The 22513-nt window shown below is 69.8% G+C and carries 16 protein-coding genes and 1 pseudogene; 10 read left to right on the plus strand and 7 right to left on the minus strand.

Annotation, left to right across the window (positions count from 1 at the left end; genetic code table 11):
* Positions 1–79: 79 nt before the first annotated feature.
* The 3 genes from acnA (at position 80) to ABZX12_RS06705 (ending at position 4136) form a co-directional block, all read left to right on the plus strand.
* Complete coding sequence (gene acnA / locus ABZX12_RS06695) at positions 80–2854, plus strand: aconitate hydratase AcnA (RefSeq protein WP_355690488.1); 2775 nt, start codon at positions 80–82, stop codon at positions 2852–2854.
* Positions 2855–2992: 138 nt separating this feature from the next.
* Positions 2993–3550, plus strand: coding sequence for a HEAT repeat domain-containing protein (locus ABZX12_RS06700; protein ID WP_355690490.1), 558 nt, complete (start codon positions 2993–2995; stop codon positions 3548–3550).
* A complete protein-coding gene (locus ABZX12_RS06705; protein WP_355690492.1) occupies positions 3531–4136 on the plus strand; it encodes a GNAT family N-acetyltransferase in 606 nt (201 codons plus the stop codon). The genes ABZX12_RS06700 and ABZX12_RS06705 overlap by 20 nt, the downstream gene beginning before the upstream one ends.
* A gap of 38 nt (positions 4137–4174) precedes the next feature.
* Here ABZX12_RS06705 and ABZX12_RS06710 read toward each other — a convergent pair whose 3' ends face one another.
* Positions 4175–4591 (minus strand): HIT family protein, encoded by a 417-nt coding sequence (locus ABZX12_RS06710; protein ID WP_355690494.1) that lies wholly within the window; start codon positions 4589–4591, stop codon positions 4175–4177.
* A 4-nt stretch (positions 4592–4595) separates the two neighbouring features.
* Positions 4596–6503: a Na+/H+ antiporter gene (locus ABZX12_RS06715; RefSeq protein WP_355690496.1), complete on the minus strand. Its 1908-nt coding sequence runs from the start codon at positions 6501–6503 to the stop codon at positions 4596–4598.
* Positions 6504–6645: 142 nt separating this feature from the next.
* On the opposite strand from ABZX12_RS06715, the gene ABZX12_RS06720 reads away from it, so the two are divergent.
* Positions 6646–8151 carry a CocE/NonD family hydrolase gene (locus ABZX12_RS06720; protein ID WP_355690498.1) on the plus strand — a complete coding sequence of 502 codons (1506 nt, stop codon included), beginning with the start codon at positions 6646–6648 and terminating at the stop codon, positions 8149–8151.
* A gap of 22 nt (positions 8152–8173) precedes the next feature.
* Here ABZX12_RS06720 and ABZX12_RS06725 read toward each other — a convergent pair whose 3' ends face one another.
* The 4 genes from ABZX12_RS06725 to ABZX12_RS06740 all read right to left on the minus strand — a co-directional run bounded on the left by ABZX12_RS06725 (position 8174) and on the right by ABZX12_RS06740 (position 12183).
* Complete coding sequence (locus ABZX12_RS06725; protein ID WP_355690500.1) at positions 8174–8668, minus strand: DUF402 domain-containing protein; 495 nt, start codon at positions 8666–8668, stop codon at positions 8174–8176.
* 25 nt (positions 8669–8693) lie between these two features.
* Positions 8694–11087: a DUF4132 domain-containing protein gene (locus ABZX12_RS06730; protein WP_355690502.1), complete on the minus strand. Its 2394-nt coding sequence runs from the start codon at positions 11085–11087 to the stop codon at positions 8694–8696.
* Positions 11088–11089: 2 nt separating this feature from the next.
* Positions 11090–11485: a hypothetical protein gene (locus ABZX12_RS06735; protein WP_355690504.1), complete on the minus strand. Its 396-nt coding sequence runs from the start codon at positions 11483–11485 to the stop codon at positions 11090–11092.
* 194 nt (positions 11486–11679) lie between these two features.
* Entirely contained in the window at positions 11680–12183 is a 504-nt protein-coding gene (locus tag ABZX12_RS06740) for a DUF402 domain-containing protein (protein WP_355691315.1), read from the minus strand.
* 174 nt (positions 12184–12357) lie between these two features.
* Between ABZX12_RS06740 and dxs the strand changes: the two genes are divergently transcribed.
* The 5 genes from dxs to ABZX12_RS06765 all read left to right on the plus strand — a co-directional run bounded on the left by dxs (position 12358) and on the right by ABZX12_RS06765 (position 19919).
* Positions 12358–14250, plus strand: a complete 1893-nt coding sequence (gene dxs, locus ABZX12_RS06745; RefSeq protein WP_355690506.1) for a 1-deoxy-D-xylulose-5-phosphate synthase — start codon at positions 12358–12360, stop codon at positions 14248–14250.
* A 6-nt stretch (positions 14251–14256) separates the two neighbouring features.
* Positions 14257–15591: a hypothetical protein gene (locus ABZX12_RS06750; protein ID WP_355690508.1), complete on the plus strand. Its 1335-nt coding sequence runs from the start codon at positions 14257–14259 to the stop codon at positions 15589–15591.
* 65 nt (positions 15592–15656) lie between these two features.
* On the plus strand, positions 15657–17015 hold the full coding sequence (locus tag ABZX12_RS06755; RefSeq protein WP_355690510.1) for a hypothetical protein: 1359 nt from the start codon (positions 15657–15659) through the stop codon (positions 17013–17015).
* 70 nt (positions 17016–17085) lie between these two features.
* Positions 17086–18567, plus strand: a complete 1482-nt coding sequence (locus ABZX12_RS06760) for an amino acid permease (protein WP_355690512.1) — start codon at positions 17086–17088, stop codon at positions 18565–18567.
* Positions 18568–18620: 53 nt separating this feature from the next.
* On the plus strand, positions 18621–19919 hold the full coding sequence (locus ABZX12_RS06765) for a hypothetical protein (protein ID WP_355690514.1): 1299 nt from the start codon (positions 18621–18623) through the stop codon (positions 19917–19919).
* A 208-nt stretch (positions 19920–20127) separates the two neighbouring features.
* Here ABZX12_RS06765 and ABZX12_RS06770 read toward each other — a convergent pair.
* A pseudogene (locus tag ABZX12_RS06770) lies at positions 20128–20253 on the minus strand (IS5/IS1182 family transposase); the annotation flags it as partial.
* A gap of 354 nt (positions 20254–20607) precedes the next feature.
* Here ABZX12_RS06770 and ABZX12_RS06775 point away from each other — a divergent pair.
* A complete protein-coding gene (locus ABZX12_RS06775) occupies positions 20608–22083 on the plus strand; it encodes a DUF222 domain-containing protein (protein ID WP_355690516.1) in 1476 nt (491 codons plus the stop codon).
* Positions 22084–22513 lie beyond the last annotated feature (430 nt).

A 22513-nucleotide genomic window follows, 5' to 3' on the forward strand; every position in this document is an offset into this window, starting at 1 on the left:
GAACCTGACCTCGCCGCCGGTCAACGCGCTCGGCAGGATGGGGCGCAGCGGACACGGAGCGGACAAGAGGAGCGGGTTGATGGCGAGCGTCGACAGCTTCGGTGCCAAAGGTGCACTCGAGGTCAACGGACAGTCGTACGAGATCTTCAGGTTGGCGGGCATCGAGGGTGCGGACACGCTGCCGTACTCGCTGAAGGTCCTGCTGGAGAACCTGCTGCGCACCGAGGACGGCGCGAACATCACCGCCGAGCACATCAGCAAGCTCGGCAACTGGGACCAGAACGCGGCCCCGGACACCGAGATCCAGTTCACCCCGGCGCGGGTGATCATGCAGGACTTCACCGGCGTCCCGTGCGTGGTCGACCTGGCCACGATGCGCGAGGCGGTCGGCGAGCTGGGCGGTGACCCGACCAAGATCAACCCGCTGGCGCCGGCCGAGCTGGTCATCGACCACTCGGTCATCATCGACGTGTTCGGCACGCCGGACGCGTTCGAGCGCAACGTCGAGTTCGAGTACGGGCGGAACCGCGAGCGGTACCAGTTCCTGCGCTGGGGCCAGACCGCGTTCGACGAGTTCAAGGTCGTGCCGCCGGGCACCGGCATCGTGCACCAGGTGAACATCGAGCACCTGGCCCGCACCGTGATGGTCCGCAACGGCCAGGCGTACCCGGACACCTGCGTCGGCACCGACAGCCACACCACGATGGTGAACGGTCTCGGCGTGCTCGGCTGGGGCGTCGGCGGGATCGAGGCCGAGGCCGCGATGCTCGGCCAGCCGGTGTCGATGCTGATCCCGAAGGTGGTCGGCTTCAGGCTCACCGGTGCGGTCCCGGCCGGTGCGACCGCGACCGACGTCGTGCTGACGATCACCCAGATGCTGCGCAAGCACGGTGTGGTCGGCAAGTTCGTCGAGTTCTACGGCGACGGCGTCGCGGCGGTCCCGCTGGCGAACCGCGCCACGATCGGCAACATGAGCCCGGAGTTCGGCTCCACCTGCGCGATCTTCCCGATCGACGACGTCACGCTGGACTACCTGCGGCTGACCGGCCGCTCGGACGACGACGTCGCGCTGGTCGAGGCGTATGCGAAGGAGCAGGGCCTCTGGCACAACCCGGCCGTCGAGCCGCGGTTCTCCGAGTACCTCGAGCTCGACCTGTCGACCGTCGTACCGTCGATCGCCGGGCCGAAGCGGCCGCAGGACCGGATCGAGCTGAGCAAGGCCAAGGAGTCGTTCCGCGGCGTGCTGCCGGACTACGCCGCCGAGGAGAAGGACGTCGACCCGTCCGAGACCGGCAGCTTCCCGGCCAGCGACGCGCCGAACGGCCACGGCAACGTCGACGACAGCCCGCACGAGGTCCACGTCTCCAAGGACCGCCCGTCGAAGAAGACGAAGGTGTCGCTGGAGGGTCAGGAGATCGAGCTCGACCACGGCCACGTCGTGATCGCCTCGATCACCTCCTGCACCAACACGTCGAACCCGTCGGTCATGCTCGCGGCGGCGCTGCTCGCGAAGAACGCGGTCGACAAGGGTCTCGCGTCCAAGCCGTGGGTGAAGACCTCACTCGCGCCCGGGTCGAAGGTCGTCACCGACTACTACGAGAAGGCCGGCGTCACGCCGTACCTGGAGAAGCTCGGCTTCCACCTGGTCGGCTACGGCTGCACCACCTGCATCGGGAACTCGGGCCCGCTGCCCGAGGCGATCTCGGCCGGCGTCCAGGAAGCCGACCTCGCGGTGGTGAGCGTGCTGTCCGGCAACCGGAACTTCGAGGGCCGGATCAACCCGGACGTGAAGATGAACTACCTGGCCAGCCCGCCGCTGGTGATCGCCTACGCGCTCGCCGGGACGATGGACTTCGACTTCGAGACCGACGCCCTGGGCAAGGACACCGACGGCAACGACGTGTTCCTGTCCGACATCTGGCCGAGCGCCGACGAGGTCGAGGCCACCATCGCGAACTCGATCAACAAGGAGATGTTCGCGAAGGACTACGCCGACGTGTTCGCCGGTGACGAGCGCTGGCAATCGCTGCCGACGCCGGAGGGCAAGACGTTCGCGTGGGACGCCGAGTCGACCTACGTGTGCAAGCCTCCGTACTTCGAGGGCATGGCGAAGGACCCGTCGCCGGTCACCGACATCGCCGGCGCCCGCGTGCTGGCCAAGTTGGGCGACTCGGTCACCACCGACCACATCTCCCCGGCCGGCTCGATCAAGGCCGACAGCCCGGCCGGCAAGTACCTGGCCGAGCACGGTGTGGACCGCAAGGACTTCAACTCCTACGGTTCCCGCCGGGGCAACCACGAGGTGATGATCCGCGGCACGTTCGCGAACATCCGGCTGCGCAACCAGATCGCACCGGGCACCGAGGGCGGCTTCACCCGCGACTTCACCAAGGACGACGCGCCGGTCACCACGATCTACGACGCCGCGCAGGCGTACGCGGAGCAGAGCACCCCGCTGGTGATCCTGGCCGGCAAGGAGTACGGGTCGGGCTCGTCGCGGGACTGGGCCGCGAAAGGCACGGCGCTGCTCGGCGCGAAGGCCGTCATCACCGAGTCGTTCGAGCGCATCCACCGGTCGAACCTGATCGGCATGGGCGTCCTCCCGCTGCAGTACCCGGAGGGCGAGAACGCCGAGTCGCTCGGCCTGACCGGTGAAGAGACCTTCGACATCACCGGCGTCACCGCGCTGAACGACGGCGCCATCCCGCGCACGGTGCACGTCAAGGCCACGTCGCCCGACGGGGCGGTCAAGGAGTTCGACGCGGTGGTCCGCATCGACACCCCAGGCGAGGCCGACTACTACCGCAACGGCGGCATCCTCCAGTACGTGCTGCGCTCGCTGATCGCGGGCTGAGCACTCCCGGCCGGTCGCCGAGTCGTGGCGAATGGTTCGTGCGGTGCAGCGCGAGTCGTGGATCGAGGCTGATCTTCAGAGCCGAGATCCACGACTCGGCGGCCGGGAACTGTCGGAGCCGTGGGGTTGACTGGGGGGATGAGCGAGAGGGAGTCGCCGCGGGACGTCGTGCGGGCCGCGTGTGCGGCGTACGGCGAGGACGCCGTGACCGACTGGTGTGTCGCGTTTCTCGGCGGGGAGATCTCGGGGGAGGCGGCGTACGGGGCTGAGCTGCCGAAGCTGGTGGCGATCACGGGGTCGGACAACCCGGGCGGGTGGAAGTCGCCTGTTGATCCGGTGAACTACTACTGGATCCGGGTCTGGGCCGCCCGCGTGTTCTTGTACGTCTGGCGGGACGACGTCGTCGACGTGCTCCGCCGAGCGGCGGATGATCCGGCCTGGCGGGTGCGGGAGCATGTCGCCAAGATCACCGCGCAGCGCGAGCTCGGCCAGCTGGTCGACGCGCTGCTGCCGGATCTGGGCCACGAGCTGCCGCGCGTGCGGGCGGCCGTGGTTCGCGCGGTCGGTGCGGCGGGGGAGTTCGAGCACGCGGAGGCGATCCGGCGGTTGGCCGACGACCCCGATCAGACTGTGCGCGCCGCCGTCGAGCGCGCGCTGACGAAGCTGGAGGAGCGCCTTGACCGACCGGTCCACTGAGGGAGCTGGAGGCGACCCGGCCGATCAATCCGCGGACGGAGTTGGGGGAGCCCCGACCCACCAGTCCACGGACCGCCCCGACCCGGCGGCGGGAGCCTTCTCCGCGCGCCGTGCGACGGCGGCCGACGGGGCGGCTGTCGGCGAGATTCATGCCGCGTCGTGGGGCGCCGCCTACGCGCCGCTGTTCTCCGAGGACGTCGCGCGGGAAGGGGTCGAGAGCCGGCTGACCAGGTGGCACGCACGGCTCGAGCAGGGGGACGGGCTCGTCATGCTCGGGTTCGTCGGCCAGCGGCCGCTGGCGATGTCGTGGGCGGGCGCGTCCGGGAGCCGGCCCGGGTTCGCGGAGATTCACAGCTTCTACACGCATCCCGACGGCTGGGGGAGCGGCGTGTCGGCCGCGCTGATGGAAGCCACCCTGCGAGAGCTCCGCGGCCACGTCCATCTCTGGACCCTTCGCGACACCCCGCAGTCCCGCCGGTTCTACCGCAAGTGCGGCTTCACCGAGACCGGCGCCACCCGGACCCGCGACTTCGGCGACGGCAACCCGCTGCCCCAGGTGGAGTACGAGAAACGCATCCCCGGCTGACGCTCACGGCATCGAGTGGACCGAGAAAGCCGAGCCGGTCAGTCGCCAAGGGCGGCGCGGAGTTTGCCGGCGTACTCCTCGGCTTCGGCGGTGTCGGCGTACTTGGTGCGGGGCCAGAAGAAGCCGCGCAAACCGTCGCCCTTGGTGCGTGGTACGACGTGGACGTGCAGGTGCGGCACGGACTGGGACACGACGTTGTTCACGGCAACGAACGAGCCCTGCGCGTCGAACGCGGTCCGTACGGCGCTCGCGACCGATCGGGCCGCGCCGAACAGCGGGATCATCACCTCGTCGGTCATCTCCACCATCGTCGGCACATGCGCCCGCGGCACGATCAGCGTGTGCCCCTTGAACACCGGCCGGATGTCGAGGAAGCCGACGACGTCCGGCGTGTCGAGCACGATCTGCGCCGGTGTCGTACCGGCGATGATGGAGCAGAAAAGACAGTCCGCCATCTGGTCAACCTAGCTTCTCGTCGACGAAGCACCAGCGCCAGGTCTCGCCCGGCTCGAAGCTGCGCATCACCGGGTGCGCGGTCTCCTCGTGGTGCTTGCCGGCGTGCTTCATCACCGACGAGTCGCAGCACCCGACATGACCGCAGCCCAGGCAGAGCCGAAGGTGGACCCACGAGCTGCCCTCGGCCAGGCACTCCTCGCAGCCGTCGGGGGTGTTCGGAGTGACCACGACCGGCGCCTGCTCCAGGTGCTCACACGCCCCACCCGGTGTCGTCTTCGGCTTCAGGTCCTCGGACCGCCCTCCGACGTCGTCGTCCTCGTCGCGATCCAGGATCGACTCCTCGATGTCGAGCACGTTCTGCGCCCGCTGCAGCACCTCGTCCGCGACCAGTCCGGCGTCGCGGACCTTCAGGATGTGCGCGCGTTCGGCCTGCAGCATCTCGATCCGCAGCCGCCGGTATGCCTCGCTGGGCGTCTCGTACTCGGTCTCCGGCCGGCCGAGCCGCTCCCACGCGGCCTGTGCGCGCGCCTCGCCCCGCTGTCGCAGCACGTCGAGGACCGAGGGTGGGTCGGTGGGCCTCGAGATCTCGTCGAGCCTTTCGATCGCGGCCCGATGAGCGCCCTGCAGTACGGCGGCCTCCTGCAACGCGTCCTCCGCCGGGTCCGGGCCGGGCAGACGCAGGCGGCGTACCAGCCAGGGGAGCGTCGAGCCCTGCACCAGCAGTGTGCCCGCGGTGACGGCCAGGGCGATGAACACGAGCACTTCCCGGTGCGGCGTGCTCTCGGGCAGCGTGAAGACCGCGGCCAGCGTGACCACGCCGCGCATCCCCGCCCACGACACCACGATCAGCGCGTTGCGCGACACAGGTCCCGGGCGGGACGGTCCGAGGAAGCGCCGCGACAGCAGCGTCGTCGGGATGATCCAGATCGGCCGCAGCAGCACCACGGCGACGAAGACGGCGATCGTCGTCGTCGCGATCAGCCACGTCGGCAGCGGGCTCTCGGTCAGGTCGTCGAGGATCCACCGGGTCTGCAGCCCGATCAGCAGGAAGACCGTGTTCTCCAGCAGGAACTGGAAGGTCCGCCAGTTGGTCCGCTCCGACATCCGCGACTTGGCCGACTGGATGATCGGCGCCTTGTGGCCGAGCAGCAGGCCGGTGACGACGACCGCGAGGACGCCGGACGCGTGCACGTAGTGGTTCTCCGCGGCGATGTAGGCGATGAACGGCGCGGTCAGGCTGAGCGTGGTGTCCAGCACCGGATCGGTGAACCGGCGCCGGACCTTGGCGAGCACGAACGCCACCGCGATGCCGATCAGCACACCGCCGCCGGCCGCGCGCAGGAAGTCCAGGCTGACGTCCCACACGGTCGGCGCGACCAGCGCGGCCGCGATCGCGGTGCGCAGGCACACCAGCGCGGTGGCGTCGTTCATCAGGCTCTCGCCCTCGAGGATCGTGACGACGCGCCGGGGCAGGCCGACCCGTTTCGCGATCGCGGTCGCGGCGACCGCATCGGGCGGCGCGACGACGGCGCCGATCGCGAACGCGGCCCAGAACGGCAGCGGCTCCTGACCGATCGACTCCGCGACCCAGCCGAGCAGCCACCAGGCGACCATGCCGACACCCAGCGCGGTGAACGCGACCAGGCCGACCGACAGCAGCCCGATCGACCGCCGGTGCTTGGTGAAGTCGACCAGGCTGGTCTTGATCGCGGCCGAGTAGAGCAACGGCGGCAGGAATCCCACCAGGACGACCTCGGGCTCGAGCTCGACGCGGGGGATGAACGGCAGGTACGACGCGGCGATCCCGACGACTACCAGCAACAGAGGGGCCGAGATCCCTAGCCGCCGCGCCAACGCGGCGCCGGCCGCGACGACGGCGACGAGGGCCACGACCTCGATCGCGATATGCACGCGCACAGTGTCGCAGCGCGCGGCCGATTCCACCCAGTTTCCGTCCACCGGTTCGCCCACGGCTGAGGCCGGGGACTGGTCAGGTCCCAGCCGGTCCTCTAGCGTGTGCGAAGCGAGATCCGTCGATCACCGGGAGTGACTGATGCGTCGTCTGCTGTGGCTGGTCGGAGTGGTCGCGCTGCTGTGCTCCTCGGTCGTTCCCGCCGCGGCGGCCGACACGGTCAGCAACGGATGTGTGGAGTCGGTCCCGGAGCCCGGTACGACGACGCCCGTGCGGATCTGTTACTCGCTGTTCAAGCCGGCCACCGCCTCGGCGCAGCACACCGTGCCGCTGATCTTCCACAGCCACGGTTGGGGTGGCAGCCGCACCACGGACCCGGCCGCGTTCAAGGCGTGGCTCGACGCGGGCTTCGGCGTCCTGAGTTTCGACCAGCGCAGCTTCGGCCAGAGCACCGGCGTCGCTCATGTGATGAACCCGGACTACGAGGGGCGCGACGTGGTCAAGCTCGTCGACCTCGTCGCGGGACTGGGCTGGGTGACGAAGCAGGGTCCCGGCGACCCGCTGATCGGTGCCATCGGCGGGTCGTACGGCGGCGGCTACCAGTTCGCCGGCGCCTTCACCGAGCTTCGCGACCGCGGCCGGACCCGCTTCGACGCGCTCGCACCGGAGATCACCTGGTGGGACCTCAAGCAGAGCCTCGCGCCGCAGGAGGCCGCCCGGACGATGTGGCTGTCGATCCTGTTCGCGGGCGGCGGGACGCATCTGCCGCCGGCGGTGTCGAAGGCGTTCGTGGCGCTGATCGCGACCGGCGCGTGGCCGGCGGGCCGGGCCGGACGTGATCTCGACGCGTTCTTCGCGCACAACGGACCGGCCTGGCACGTGCGCCAGGGGCGCAAGCTCGACGTCCCGGTGCTGTTCGGCCAGGGCATCTCCGACAACCTGTTCAATCTCAACCAGGGCCTCGCGAACTTCGACCACGCGCTGACCGCTCGCGCCCGGGCCCGGTCGATCTTCGTCGGGTACAACGGCGGCCACACGCTGCCCAGCGTCGTACCGCCCGGCTACGCGACGGCCGGCGACCCGTGCTCGGTCGCGCTCGGATCGCCGTCCTTCTCGAACCTCTCGATCCGCTTCATGCGGCTGCGGCTCCTGCACCAGGCGACCGGGCTGACCGGCTTCGGGGCGTACCACTTGTCGACCGCCGATGGCCGTTGCCTCACACAACGGAATTTGACCCTCGACAAGCGCTACGAGCTCGGCAAGATCGTCGCGCCGACCGGCGCCGGGCTCCCCGTCAACCTGCCGATCGCGAAGGGCCCGATCACGATCGCCGGCACGCCCACGCTGACCGCGGACGTCTATACGGTGATCCCGCGGTCGGTGGCGTACTTCGCCCTCAGCGTCGGCACGAGCCCGCTCACCGCGAAGGTCGTCCAGAACAACACCATGCCGCTCCGCGAGAAGGCCACCGCGCGCGGCGTCCGACGCACGATCGAACTCCCCGCCGTCGCCGTCGACGTACCGGCCGGACAGAACCTGTACCTGACCGTCGCCCCGATCGCCGACATGTACGCCGGCCAGCGCGGCCCGCTCCCCGGCGTGATGATGCTCAAGAACGGCACCCTCAGCGTTCACGCGGCCCGGTAGCACAGCAGCACCTGAACGGGAACTACCTGATCTTGTCGAGGTGCGTCTTGTAGACGGTGAGGAACGGCTCCTCGGTCGCGACCGCTCGCACCAGCCAGTCACAGGTCTGGCGGGCGGTCGCGATCACGTCCGCCGGGTACGCGTACTTGACCTGGTGCTCGGCGAACTCGTCCTCGTCGTCGATGAACACGGTCCCGTCGCGGCGCTTGATCACGTCCAGGTCGAGGTCGATCATCGTCACCACGTCGCCGGAGAACTCGACCGGCGTGGTGATGTCGGCGTAGATCTCGGTGTATCGCGGCTCGTCGTTGAAGATCGCGGTGAACCACTGGTCCCGCGGGAAGAGCTGCACGTGCGCCTGCTCCTGGGTCACCACCGGCTCGTCGCCGCGCTGCGACACCGACCCGGCCGGCGCGCCGAGCCACACGCCGTACTCGTCCTCGCCCAGATAGCGCATCCACTGATGCCAGTGCAGCTTCTCGTCGTACTTGCGATAGACCACCCGAACATCACGCATGACGCCCAACCTATCGGCCGCCGGGTCAGCGGCGGTTGATCTGGGCGGTGATCGTGGGGTCCGTGATCGCGGAGTCGTTCGCGAGCAGGAACGCCTTGCTGAGCACCAGGCTGAGGACGGGGTCGTCGTCGAACGGCAGGAACAGCTTCTGCGCCTGGCCGTCGCGGGCGGCCACGATGCACAGGTACTGGTCGTTCGGCGCCATCAGGATGTTGCCGCTGCCCAGATGGATCCGGTACGTGCGGAGGTCGCCGCGCACGATCAGGTAGCGGTCCTCGAACCAGCACCGGTCGGCGATCGCGAGGCGCGGCACGAGCTGCTCGAGCACCTCGCGCCGGATCTCGCCCGCCGCGGACAGCTCACCGAAGCCGTACGTGTGCCAGTAGGTGTCGAAGCGGCGCTCGGTACCGCGGTCGAGCCACTGCGGATCGGCGCCGATCGAGGTGACCCCGACGAACAGGTCGACGTCGCGCAGCGCCTCGGTGAGGACGAGCGGCGGAACCTGGGCCAGCTCGACCGACTCGTCACTGCGGACGTCCACGAACCGCACCTGGTCGCTGGTGCAGTACGGGTAGAGGTCGGTCGCGGCCGGCTGCAGGTCGTGGATCGGGTCGAAGTAGAACTCGGCGCGGATCCCCGCCGCGTCGAACGTCCGCCGGGCCACGCCGTTGTCGATGCCGTCGTCCCACCACGCGACCGCGACCGGGGACCATCCGCGCCCCTTCATCAACGCGCGAGCCTGGACCTGTCCGAAGACATGCCCGGCGAAGCGGTTCGAGTACACGCGCGTCTGTTCCTCGGCCGGCGTGAGCACGTACAGCTCGCGAAACGCCTGCTTGAACGGCTGGACGACCTGCTGCTCGAGCAGCCGCCGTCGCCACGCGCGTACGTCGTCCGCGGACGCGTGGATCGGGTGCCAGAGGCGTACCTCTGCCTGCCGGGGGATCTCGACCTGCTGACCCGCGCTGGTGACCGCTGTCGCGCCGTCGAGCGGAACGCCGACGACGCTCGGCCCTTGCGGCGTGCTGAAGACCCAGACCAGCGTGCGTGTCAGCCGACCGGTGACCGGGTGGTCCAGGTACCAGCTGCGCCAGTCGTCGAGCGGCCAGGAGCGGTCGGCCGCCATCAGGCCGTCCAGCCGTACACGCTCGCCGGCGATCGTCTTCCGGATCGCCTTGAGCTGGTCGCGGATCGCTGCGAGCTTGTCGCCGCTGGCCAGCTTCACGTCCGGGGGTACGGACTTGCGGGGCTTGTCGTTCTCGTCGACGTACACGAGCGACGCCGTACTTCCGTCGACGACGACCTCGGCGAAGCCTCGCGACAACTTCGTGCGGTGCTTGCCGTCGCTGTCGAGGTCATGGGTCTCGACGGCGCGTTCCAGAAGCTGGTCGCGGGTCATGCCCTGCGCCGAGGCCAGCGCGTCGACGGCCTTGCGGATCTGCTTCAGCAGGGTCCCGTGCCGTACGGAGCGTTCGAGTGCGAGCAGCTCGGTGATGGACGCCGGCGCGGCGATGTCGGCCATCGCCTGCGCCGAGGCGTTGGCGAGCCGGAGGCTGCGGGGATGGCCGAACTGACCCCCGATGACGGTCACCGTCTTGAGCGCGAGCCGCCGCAGCCGCGGCAGGAGTGCCGGGTCTTGCAGGAGCCCCGCGAGCGCGACAGCCCCGCAGAGGAAGGACTCGTTGCCGCTGTTGACGTACTTGTAATGCTCGGCGTCGTCCGCGTCGAGCGCCGCATCGAGGAGCGCGCTGACCAGACGCGCGGGCCCAGCCAGCCGGCCGATCACCCGCGCGGCCTCGGCGAGCCACTTCTTGGACGGGCGTCCGCTGTCGGGATACGCCGCGAGGAGGTCGATCGCCGCGTCCAGCGCTTCGAGCGGCCCGTCCGCCGTTTCGAACGCGATGCGCAGCCGAGGGCCTGCGTCGTCGCCGTCGTCGATCAGATCGACGCGGAGACCCTCGTCAGATCCCGCCAGCTTCCTCAACCTGGTCGCGGTCGGGGCGTCCTGGACCTCGTCGGCCGCGAGCGCGAGCAGCGGCTTCAACCGCTCCTGCTCCGCGCCGGACAGCTCGGCGTACGCCTGCTCGATCTGACGACTCACCCCGCGCAGCGCCCAGCTGCTCCACCAGGCTTCGGGCTGCTCGCGCTCGCCGGGCCGCAGGTCCAGCAACCGCTCGATGTGCTCCGCCGACAACCGGACGCGCCTGCGTGCGATCACCGACATGAGCTGGGCGCAGTGATGACTGTCGATGCGGTCCGGGATGGTCAGGATGCACTCCCGCCGCAGTGTCTCCGGGGCCTGCAGGATCGTCTGGACCTGCGGCAGCGCGCGGACGTCGCCGTCACTCGTCCATGACCGGCTGCCCAGCGCCCGCAGCGCAGCGGCCACGAGCGCTGCGGCCTCGGTCTCGCCTGCCACGCTCAGCCACCGACCAGCTGAACCAGGCGGACGAAACGGATGTCCGAATCCGCCGTCAGCTCGAGCTGCTCGTCGAGCTCGGTCACCTGCCGGTCGTCCACGAGTACGAAGAACCCGTTCCGCCCGAACGCCTCGATCGCCCGATCTGCCTGCCGCTCCCAGTCGAGCTGCCGCTGTCGAGGCAACCGGAACCCGTCCTCGGCCGGCGACCCGCCCTCCGGCATCACCAGTCCCCGGAAGATCGGCTGCGGCGCGGTATTGAAGCGCGCCACCTCCTCCCGGACCCGCGTCCGCACGAGATCGCGCAGCGTCGTCCGGCTCGAGATCCCCTCCAGCAGGGTTTTCGCCCCGACCCGCCCCGCCCCCGACACGTCAATGATCGTCACCGTGATCCCCACCGCCGCAGCATATTCATCCGCGAGCCCGCTGCCGCGCCCAGCAGCACTGCAACTTCCTGCAATTTTGCTGTCAGCGGTGGACCCGTCGCCGACAGCGACCGAGCATGGTGGGATGCCGGCCCTAGGTCGTCATCGTGATCGGCCCTCACGGGCTCAGGGGGGCCTAGCCCTGAGGGTCGGTCACCTCAACAGCCTCAGCCTGCCGACAGCGCGCGGACCTGCTCCAGGTAGGGCTTGTAGGCGGTCAAGAAGGGTTCTGTGCTGGTGATGGTCGCGGCCAGGTGGTTGCAGGTGGCCTGGGCGGTGGCGATCACCTGGGGCGGGTAGTTGTAGCGGATCTGGTGGTCGCGGAACTCGTCCTCGTCCATCACGCGGACGGTGCCGTCGCGGAGCAGGCGGATGTCGAGGTCCAGGTCGACGGCGGTGACCGAGTCGACGCCGAACTCGGGCGGCATGGTGATGTCGCAGTAGATCGCGGTCTGGTGCGGCGTGTCGTTGAACAGGGCGCTCCACCACTGACCGTGCGGGAACAGGCGGACCCGGTGATGGTCGATCGTCTGCCAGCTGCCGTCGGCGCGCTGGCCCTGCGTCCCGGGGACCGAGCCGACCCACAGGCCGTACTGGTCCTCGCCGAGCCGGATCGCCTCGACCAGACGATGCGGCTGCCCGTCGTACTTCCGGAACAACGTCGTCACCATCTCCACGCGATCACCCTAGGTGAGACGAGCCACACGTTCGAACCAGGCGCACCCGGGCGGCGTCCTGGAATGTGAGATTGCCCGGGACTGCCCGGAAGGCCGTTGCCGAGTTCGGATTCCGGGCGTGGGATGCATAGACTCAAGTATTCGAGGACGACCCGCGGGAGGAGCTCGATGCGCGTGCTGGAGACTCTGGGAGGGCCGGCCGACCTGAGGAAGCTGACCGATCAGCAGTTGACTGATCTGGCGGCGGAGATCAGGGACGTGCTGGTCGAGACCGTGTCCCGGACCGGCGGTCACCTCGGCCCGAACCTCGGCATGGTCGAGATCACGCTCGCGATGCACCGCGTGTTCGACTCGCCACGCGACCGCCTGGTCTACGACACCGGCCATCAGACGTATGTGCACAAGCTGCTCACCGGCCGCGCCGGCGAGTTCGGCACGCTCCGTCAGCAAGGCGGCCTGTCCGGGTACCCGAGCCACGCCGAGTCCGAGCACGACGTCGTCGAGAACAGCCACGCCTCGACCGCGCTGTCGTACGCCGACGGGCTCGCCAAGGCGTACCGCCTGCGCAAGGAGGACCGGCACGTCGTCGCGCTGATCGGCGACGGCGGCCTGACCGGCGGGATGGCCTGGGAGGCGCTGAACAACATCGCCGCCGCCAAGGACCTGAAGCTGGTCGTCATCGTCAACGACAACGGCCGCTCGTACAGCCCGACCGTCGGCGGCCTGGCGACGCACCTGACCAGCCTGCGCACCAACCCGCGGTACGAGAAGATCCTCGACCTGATCAAGAAGAACCTCGGCCGCACGCCCTACGTCGGCCCGCCGATGTACGAGGTGCTGCACGGCGTCAAGAAGGGGCTGAAGGACATGCTCGCCCCGCAGGGCATGTTCGAGGACCTCGGCCTGAAGTACGTCGGCCCCGTCGACGGCCACGACCGGCAGGCCCTCGAGGACGCGCTGCGCAACGCCAAGTCCTTCGGCGGCCCGGTGATCGTGCACGCGGTCACCAAGAAGGGCTACGGCTACGCCGCCGCCGAGCAGGACGAGGAGGACAACTTCCACCAGATCCGCCCGGCGAACAAGCCGCGCGGCTGGACGGACGTCTTCTCCGACGAGCTGGTGAAGATCGGCCACCGCCGCCCGGACGTGGTCGCGATCACGGCCGCGATGCTGCACCCGACCGGCCTGGCCGCGTTCGCCGACGAGTTCCCGGACCGCACCTTCGACGTCGGCATCGCCGAGCAGCACGCGGTGACCAGCGCGGCCGGTCTGGCGATGGGCGGCATGCACCCGGTCGTCGGCCTGTACGCCACGTTCCTCAACCGGGCGTTCGACCAGCTCCTGCTCGACGTCGCGCTGCACAAGTGCGGTGTCACGTTCGTGCTCGACCGCGCCGGTGTCACCGGTGACGACGGGGCGAGCCACAACGGCATGTGGGACATGTCGATCCTGCAGGTCGTGCCCGGCCTGCGGCTCGCCGCGCCGCGCGACGGCAAGCGCGTCCAGGAGCTCCTCAACGAGGCCGTCGACGTCGACGACGCCCCGACCGTCCTGCGGTATGCGAAGGGCGAGGTGTTCCCGGACATCGAGGCGATCGACCGGATCGGCCGGCTCGACGTCCTGCGGCGCACAGGCAAGGACGTGCTGCTCGTCGGGATCGGCGCCATGGCCGCGACCGCGATGGACGTGGCGCAGCGGCTCGAGGCGCACGGATTCGGCGTCACCGTGGTCGACCCGCGCTGGGTCAAGCCGGTGCCGCCCGAGCTGATCGAGCTGGCCGGGGAGTTCGAGCTGGTCGCCACGATCGAGGACAACGGCCGCGCCGGCGGCTGCGGCACGATGATCGCCCAGGCCTTGCGTGACGGGGGAGTGCAGACCCCGCTGCGCGACTTCGGCATCCCGCAGCAGTTCCTCGACCACGCCAAGCGGGCCGCGGTCCTGCAGGAGATCGGGCTGACCGGCCAGGAGGTGGCGCGGGAGATCACCGAGCAGCTCACGCGGCAGCACGGCCACGCTCTCAACGAGCCGGATCCGGCCGGCGGCCGTCCGGGTAACGCCTAACGGCCCATGGCCGAGCCAGGGCGGCACAGCAGACACGCTGCCGCGCGCCGGCGATCGCGGGTCTGGCCGCTGCTGCTGTCGCTCGTCCTGGTGGCGATTGCGGTGGCCGGCGGCCTCGCCCTGCATCGGTCGAGCCAGGCCGGCGATCGTGTCGCAGGCCCGGCCACGAGCACGCCGACGGTCGACCAGGCCGCGCGGGCGGCGGCCGTCGACGCGGTCCTGAAGCGCCGTGCGCAGGCTGTGCTGACCGGCAACGAGCAGGCGTTCGTCGCCGACGTCGACGCCGGCGACAAGCGGCTGGTCGCGCGCCAGCGGACGCTGTTCACGAACCTTCGCCAGTTCGGCTTCGCGAAGCTCGCCTACCAACAGCTGGCCCAGCAGTACGACGACACGATCGCCCAGAAGTACGGCCCGTCGACGTACCTGGTCGCCGTCGCGATGACCTACCAGATCCGCGCCATCGACCTGGTCCCGGTGCGCGCGATGCTGGGCTACACGTTCACCCAGCGCGCGAACGGCGCCTGGGTGCTCGTCTCCGACTCGGATCTGGACAAGCGTTTGCCGCGCGGCTCGCACCAGGAGGCCTGGGACTTCGGCCCGATCCTGGTCAAGCGTGAGCCGCGCGTTCTCGTCGTCGTCGAGCAGGGTCAGGAGGCCCTCGCGGACAAGCTGGCCGCGATGTCGGGCAGCGCGGTGCAGGCGGTCTCGAAGAACTGGCCCGGCGGCTGGAACGGCTCCGGCGTGGTGATCGCGCTCGACGACAAGATCGTCCGGGGTGCCGACTACACGCAGCCGAAGAACGCCGAGGACGCGCTCGCGATGGCGACCTGGGTGTACCGCACGCTGCCCGGTGAGGTCACCGGCGAGGGGCAGCGGACCGACTCGTACGTCGTGGTGAACCCGCACAACCGCGCCAAGGTCGACGCCCGCACGCTGGCCCACGAGTTCACCCACGTCGCCACCGCGCCGTACGGCCCGTACGCCCCGCGCTGGATGGTCGAAGGCGCCGCGACGTACGTCGAGTTCCTGCCGATGGACGGGCAGAAACCGCTGGCGATCACGCAATACCGGCTGGACGTGCGGACGAAGTACCTCGCGAAGGCGAAGAGCCTGCCCACCGACGACACGTTCTTCGCCCGCGCCGACAGCTCCTACCCGTTGTCCTGGCTGGCGCTCGACTACCTGTTCACGCGGTTCGGCGGGGTCGAGGTCGGCACGCTGTACCGCGAGCTGGCCGCGCTCGGGTCGAGCCAGCAGGAGCGCGACCGGATCATGCTCGAGCACGTCGGGATGACGGAAGCCGGACTTTTCCGCGCCTTGAAGGCTGCCGCGGCAGCGTAACCGCCGGGCGTCGAGTAGGGTGGCCCGGCTGCGACCACCCGGGTACTCGGAGGGAACGACCCGAAGTGAGTGCGACGACGCCCAAGTCCGGTCCGCCGGGACCCCGCCGCTGGCTGGGTCTGCTGGTGGCGGTTGCCCTGGTGTCGGGCGGCGTCGTGTACACCGTTGAACAGCGCGAGCAGGACGCCCGCGAGCGGGTGGCCGCCACCCGCACCGCAACCCCGGCTCCGCCGCCGGCGACGGGCACCAAGCCGTCCCGGATCGCCGCGGCCGTCGCCGCCCGCCGGGTCGCCGTCGACACCGTGCTGCTGCGCCGCGCGCAGGCCGTGCAGACCGGCAACGAGGCGTTGTTCCTGGCCGACGTGGACCCGGCGAACAAAAAGCTCCGCGCCGAGCAGAAGATCCTGTTCGCGAACCTGGTCGAGATGGGCTTCACCGAGATCGGCTACAGCCAGGCCGAGGAGCGGTTCAACCCGGCGGTGCTCAAGGCCCACGGCAGGACGACGTACCTGGTCCGGGTCCTGATGCGGTACCAGATCCAGAAGGTCGACTTCACGCCGGTGACGACCGAGCTCGGCTACACCTTCGTCGCCCGCGGCGGCCGCTGGCTGATCACCGCCGACGACGAACTGGACTCCGACCTCGGGCCGGGCGCGCACCGGGAGGCCTGGGATCTCGGCCGGATCGAGGTGCAGCGCGGGCCGCGCGTCCTGGTCGTCGTCGAGAAGGGCGACACGGCGCGCGGCCGGGCGATCGTCGCCGAGGCGACCGAGGGCCTCGCCGAGGTCGCGGCGTACTGGCCGCTGCGGTGGAGCGGGTCGGTGTTCGTGATCGCGCTCGACGAGACCGAGGTCCGCGACGCCAGGTTCGCCGACGAGGACATCGAGTCCGCGGCCAGCACCGGGACGACGTTCTCGTCGCTGCCCGGCCAGGAGACGGCCGACGGTACGGTCGCCGGCGGGTACATCGTGGTCAACCCGAACGAGCGCGACCGGGTCGACGAGATCCTGCTGTCGCACGAGATCACCCACGTCGCGACCGCGGACCTCGGCGGGTACGAACCGCTGTGGCTGGCCGAAGGCGCCGCGGAGTACGTGTCCTGGAGCGGTATCGAGGCGGTCAGCGGAGCAGGCGAGGTCGGCAAGTGGGAGCAGGAGGTCGTCGACGAGGCGGTGCCGCAGCTGAGCTCGCTGCCCAGCGACGCCGGCTTCTACCAGAACTCCGCCGACGTGTACGGCGTGAGCTGGCTGGCGGTCCGGTACCTGGTGCGCCGGATCGGTCTCGGCAAGGTCGAGGAACTGTACGAGGACATGGCCCGCAACGGCACCGACCAGGCCGCCCGCGACCGCATCCTGCTGAGCCGTACGGGGCTCACCGAGGCGACGTTGTGGACGTCGCTGACAACATACGTGCCGCAACGCTGAGTGGCGGTTTGACCTCACCCGGTCAGAGGTACAGGCTCGAAGGGTTCCGTCCACCTCGAGGAGGCGCCAGATGAGTCTTGTGCGGAAGAAGACGATCGAGCAGTCGATCGCCGACACCGACGAACCGGAGTACCAGCTCAAGAAACGCCTCACCGCGGTCGACCTGACCGTCTTCGGTATCGGTGTCATCATCGGTGCCGGCATCTTCACCCTGACCGGCCGCGCGGCCAAGCTGTACGCCGGACCGGGCATCGCACTGTCCTTCGTGCTGGCCGCCGTCTGCTGCGCACTGGCCGCGTTGTGCTACGCCGAGTTCTCGTCGACCGTCCCGGTGTCGGGGTCGGCGTACACGTTCTCGTACTTCTCCCTCGGTGAGATCTTCGCCTGGATCATCGGCTGGGACCTGCTGCTCGAGTTGATGCTCGGGGCAAGCGTCGTGGCGCAGGGCTGGTCGACGTACGCTGCCTTGTTCCTGGACCAGATCGGACTGGGCTGGCCGTCGTCGATCGGGCCGGACAGCAACGTCAACGTGCTCGCGATGCTGCTGGTCCTGGTGCTGGCGACACTCGCGACGATCGGTATCAAGGAGTCGCTGCGGGTCAACCTGGTGCTCGTCGCGATCAAGCTGTTCGTGGTGCTGTTCGTGATCGTCGCCGGCCTGTTCTACATCAAGGGCTCGAACCTGTCGCCGTTCATCCCGCCGAGCGTGCCGGCCGAGAGCGGCGACGTCACGATCACGACGCCGCTGTTCCAGGCGCTGTTCGGGTTCACGCCGTCGACGTTCGGCGTGATGGGCCTGGTGTCGGGCGCGTCGCTGGTGTTCTTCGCGTTCATCGGGTTCGACGTGGTCGCGACCACCGCCGAGGAGGCGCGGAACCCGCAGCGCGACCTGCCCCGCGGCATCATCGGGTCGCTGGCCATCTGCACGGTGCTGTACGTGCTGGTCTGCATCGTGATCACCGGCATGGTGAAGTACACCGACATCAGCGGTGAGGCCGCACTGGCCGAGGCGTTCCGGTCCGTCGGCCGGGGCGGTTTCGCGACGCTGATCTCGGCCGGTGCGGTGGCCGGTCTGACCACCGTCGTGCTGACCTTGATGATCGGCGCCGCGCGGGTCGTGTTCGCGATGAGCCGCGACCACCTGATGCCCCGGCAGCTCGGCAAGACGCACGCCAAGTGGGGTACGCCGTACCGCCTGACGATCGGCATCGGCGTGGTCGTCGCGATCGTCGCCGGCGTGACCCCGATCGGCAAGCTCGAGGAGATGGTGAACATCGGCACGCTGGCCGCGTTCACCCTGGTGTCGATCGCGGTGCCGCTGCTGCGCAAGAGCCGCCCCGACATCGAGCGCTCGTTCCGGGTGCCGGGCAACCCGGTGATCCCGATCCTCGCGGCGCTGATCTGCTTCTACCTGATGCTGAACCTGTCGCTGGAGACCTGGCTGCGGTTCGCGATCTGGATGGTGCTCGGCTTCGTGGTGTACGCCGTCTACGGCTATCGCAAGAGCCGGGTCGGGCTGGAGCAGCGCACCGGTCAGGTGCAGAAAGCCTGAACAACTCCCTCGGACAGTCGGCTAGGATCAGCCGACTGTCCGAGGGGGCACCGATGAAACACCCGAAACGCCTGTTCGCGGGCGTTGCCGCGCTGGCGCTGACCGCGTCCGGCGCGGTCGTTGCCGTCCGGGCGCTGGACGGCGGCGTACCGGCCACCGCGGTCCTGGCGAAGACCGGCACCCCGAGCAAGACGCCGGGAGAGCTGAGCGCGACCGAGCAGGCGGCGCGGAAGAAGGCGGTCGACGCCGTGCTGGCCCGGCGGGCCGTCGCCGTGCGGAAGGGCGACCTGAAAGGGTTCCTGGCCGCGGTGGACCCGAAGCAGGCCGAGCTCGTCGCCCGGCAGCGGATGCTGTTCACGAACCTGCGGAAGTTCGGGTTCGCGACGCTGCAGTACTTCACCGCGGACGCGTTCCAGGACTCGCCGGCGCTGGTCGACAAGTTCGGGGTGACGGCGTTCTCGACGCGGGTGATGATGCGGTACCAGATCGGCGGGCTGGACCCGCGGCCGGTGCAGACCGACCTCGGGTACACGTTCGTGCCGCGCCGCGGGACCTGGGTGCTGGTCGACGACACCGGGTTCGACGAGACCCTGACCGAGGCCGGGCACCGGCAGCCGTGGGACTTCGAGGAGGTCCAGCTGGTCCGGCGGGGCAAGGTCGTCGTAGTCGTCGACAAGCGCGAGGCGGCGCTCGGCAAGAAGGTCGCGTCGGCCGCGGATCAGGCCGTGAAGTCGGTCCGCAGGCATTGGAAACGACCGTGGAACGGCGCCGTGCTGGTCGTCGCGATGCCGCAGGTGCGGGTGATGTCGACGCTCTGGACGGCCGGCAGAGGCGACGGCTGGACGATCGCCGCGAAGGCCGTCACGCTGTTCGAGGGCGAGCAGATGGGCAAGCCCGTCGGGCGGCCGATCGGCAGCCGGATCGTGGTGAACCCAGCGCTGCGCAAGCGGCTCGACAAGGACCTGCTCGTGCACGAGATGACGCACGTTGCGACGGCGACGCTGGGGATGAACACGCCGATCTGGGCGGTCGAGGGACTGGCGGAGTACGTCCGCTGCCGCTCGATCGAGGACGACCCGCACTGGTCCGTCGACCCGTACCGCAAACGCGTCCGCACGGCGTACCTGCCGAAGCTCAAGTCCCTCCCCAGCACCGCGACCTTCGACGGCGACGCAGACCTGGCCTACGGCACCAGCTGGTGGATCGTCGAATACCTCGCCGACAAACTCGGCGAAAAGAAACTGGCCACCCTGTACGTCGACCTCTCGGCCCAGGGCGAGTCAGCCCTCCAGAAGGACACCGGCATGACCCCCGCCCAACTAGCGGCCGCAGCCAAGAAGTTCAAAGGCTGACCTGCCGGCGGGAAGAGAAAGGCGGTCGACCTACACCTGGTACGCCGACGAGCCAGCGGTCGATGGTGGCGGTGCGTGCGGTGGCGGCGAAGCGGACGGCGGGTTCGTAGCGGGTCGCGACGTGCCTCGGCGCGCCAGGTGGTGCGGTTGGCGCGTGAGTCGCCGGCCTGGCCGGGCGTGGCAGCGCCTGCCGGTCGCGTTCGCAGACCAAGTGGATCTTGGTTGACCAGCCACCGCGCGATCGCCCCAGCGCGTGGTCGTCGGGCACGCGGTGGGTGCTGTCGCGGCGGGCACCTGCGGCATGCACATGGGCCCGGGCGGTAGTGGAGTCCACCGAGACCTGCCAGCCGACCTTGCCACCGGCCCGAGTTCGTCCCACACGCCGAGCAACTGCCAGCACGCGAACAACGCACAGGCCCGCCGCCACGGACCGTACCAATCGGCACCTCGTGTCAGGAGCAGCCGACCCCGGCACCGCACACCGTCGAGCAACCCCTACCGCGGAGGCCACACCCAGGCCCGAACTCCACGCCGCACAACCACACCAGTCACTTTCGTAAACAGGTCCGGGCCGAGCGGGTGCAGTCGTACGGCGAATGGTGTTTGCTGGTGTGGGCCCACGAAAAGCCCACAAAATAAGGGGATTCTCGCTCGGAAACTGTCGGTGGCGCCGTCTAGAGTCAATGCCATGGAGCTTCTGGGCGAGCGGCCGGTGTGGTCGATGAGTGGCAGCGAACTGCTGTCCACTCTCGACGAGGTGGAGGCCGAGCTGGCCCGCCGGGAGGCGTACCGGCTGAGCGTGATCGCCGCGATCGAGTCCACCGGGTACGCCGCTGAGCTCGGCGCCCGCGACACTGCCGAGCTGCTGCGGTTCCGGTACCGGCTGGACGCCCCGGCCGCCCGCCGCACCCTGCGGCTGGCCCAGGCCGCCCCGCAGTACCCGGCCGTGGCGGCCGCTCTCGACCGCACGGCCTCCTCCGCAACCACCGACACCGCCGACGACAGCGGACCCGAAGAGGGCGGACCGGGCGACAGCGGATCCGGGGACGGTGGGTGGTTGGTGCGTCCGGCGCAGGCGGCCGCGATCGTGTTCGGGCTGGACCGGGTCCGCTCACGGGTCCCGGTGGAGCACCTCGACGCGGCCGCGGAGCAACTGGTCGGGCTCGCCGGTCACCTGTCGCCCGGCGAACTGCGCACGGCCGCGAAGGAGATCGCCGACCTGCTGGACTCCGACGGCCCCGAACCCGAGGAACACAAGGCGTATGAACGGGAGTCCTTGACGCTGTCGGCCGCGGACAACGGCGTGAAGTTCAAGGGCTTCCTGGCCAACGAGAACGCCGAACTGCTGCGGGCGGTCGTGCATGCCGGGGCCCGCCCGCACAAGACCGTCGACGGCGAACACGACCCGCGCCCACGCGACAAGCGCCAGGCCGACGCCCTGTCCACCGCCTTGAGCATCGCCGCCGCCGCATGGGACACCGCCGGACCCGCCGCCGATAGCGCGGGCCCAGCCAGCGCCGCGGACACGGGTGGTCAGGTCGCCGGGCACGGCGCCAAGGCCAACATCACCGTCACGATCGACTTCGACGACCTCAAAGCCGCCACCGCGGACGCGATCGGGCGCACCGTCTACAGCGGCGGGCTATCAGCCGCCACGATCCGGCGGCTGGCCTGCGACGCGAACATCATCCCACTGGTGCTCGGCTCGAACTCCGAACCCCTCGACGTCGGCCGCCGCGAACGCCTGGTCACCAAGGCGATGCGCCGCGCCCTGGAGGCGCGTGACCGTGGCTGTGTGGTCTGTGGGGCGCCGCCGGTGATGTGCGACGCCCATCACCTGGTCTCCTGGATCGACGGCGGCGACACCAAGGTCTCGAACCTGGCTCTGCTGTGCCGCCGGCACCACACCGACCTGCACAGAGGCCGCTGGCACCTCACCGTCCTCGACGGCATCGTCCGCGTCGCCCGCCCCAGCTGGGCCGAACCCGGACCAGCCCCCGCCACAGTGCGACGCACCGCACCGCCACACGCCCAGCCACCCGGACGTGCAGCGCCGCCGGACACCGAGCCACCCGACCGCGAGGAGACCATTGACGGTCGCTCGCGATGGCGGGCCGGCCAGGCTGCACTCGAGCAAGCGGCCGCCTTTGCAGCCGTGGGCTGATACCGGTCGACGCCGGACAACACAACAACCTCCTACCCGCAGGCATGCAGGCAGGAGGCTGTTGTGCTGCAGCAGATCAGGGGAGCCGAATCCTTCCAACGCCCCCGGCAGCACGTAGCCCGTCCTATGACCCAGCCAAACCGACACCGCCATACCCGACGTGCCACAGTCCCGCCATACCCGACGTGCCACAGTCCCGCCGTACCCGAGGTGCCTGCCGTGCAGACCTGCTGTACCTGAGGGTCCTGCTGTACCTGAGGGTCCCGTCGTACTCGAGGTGCCTGCCGTGCCCGAGGTGCCGGCAGACCTGCTGTACCTGAGGGTCCCGTCGTACTCGAGGTGCCTGCCGTGCAGACCTGCTGTACCTGAGGGTCCTGCTGTACCTGAGGGTCCCGTCGTACTCGAGGTGCCTGCCGTGCCCGAGGTGCCG

The organism is Kribbella sp. NPDC003505 (genome assembly GCF_040610875.1).
In the GTDB taxonomy this organism is placed as follows: domain Bacteria; phylum Actinomycetota; class Actinomycetes; order Propionibacteriales; family Kribbellaceae; genus Kribbella.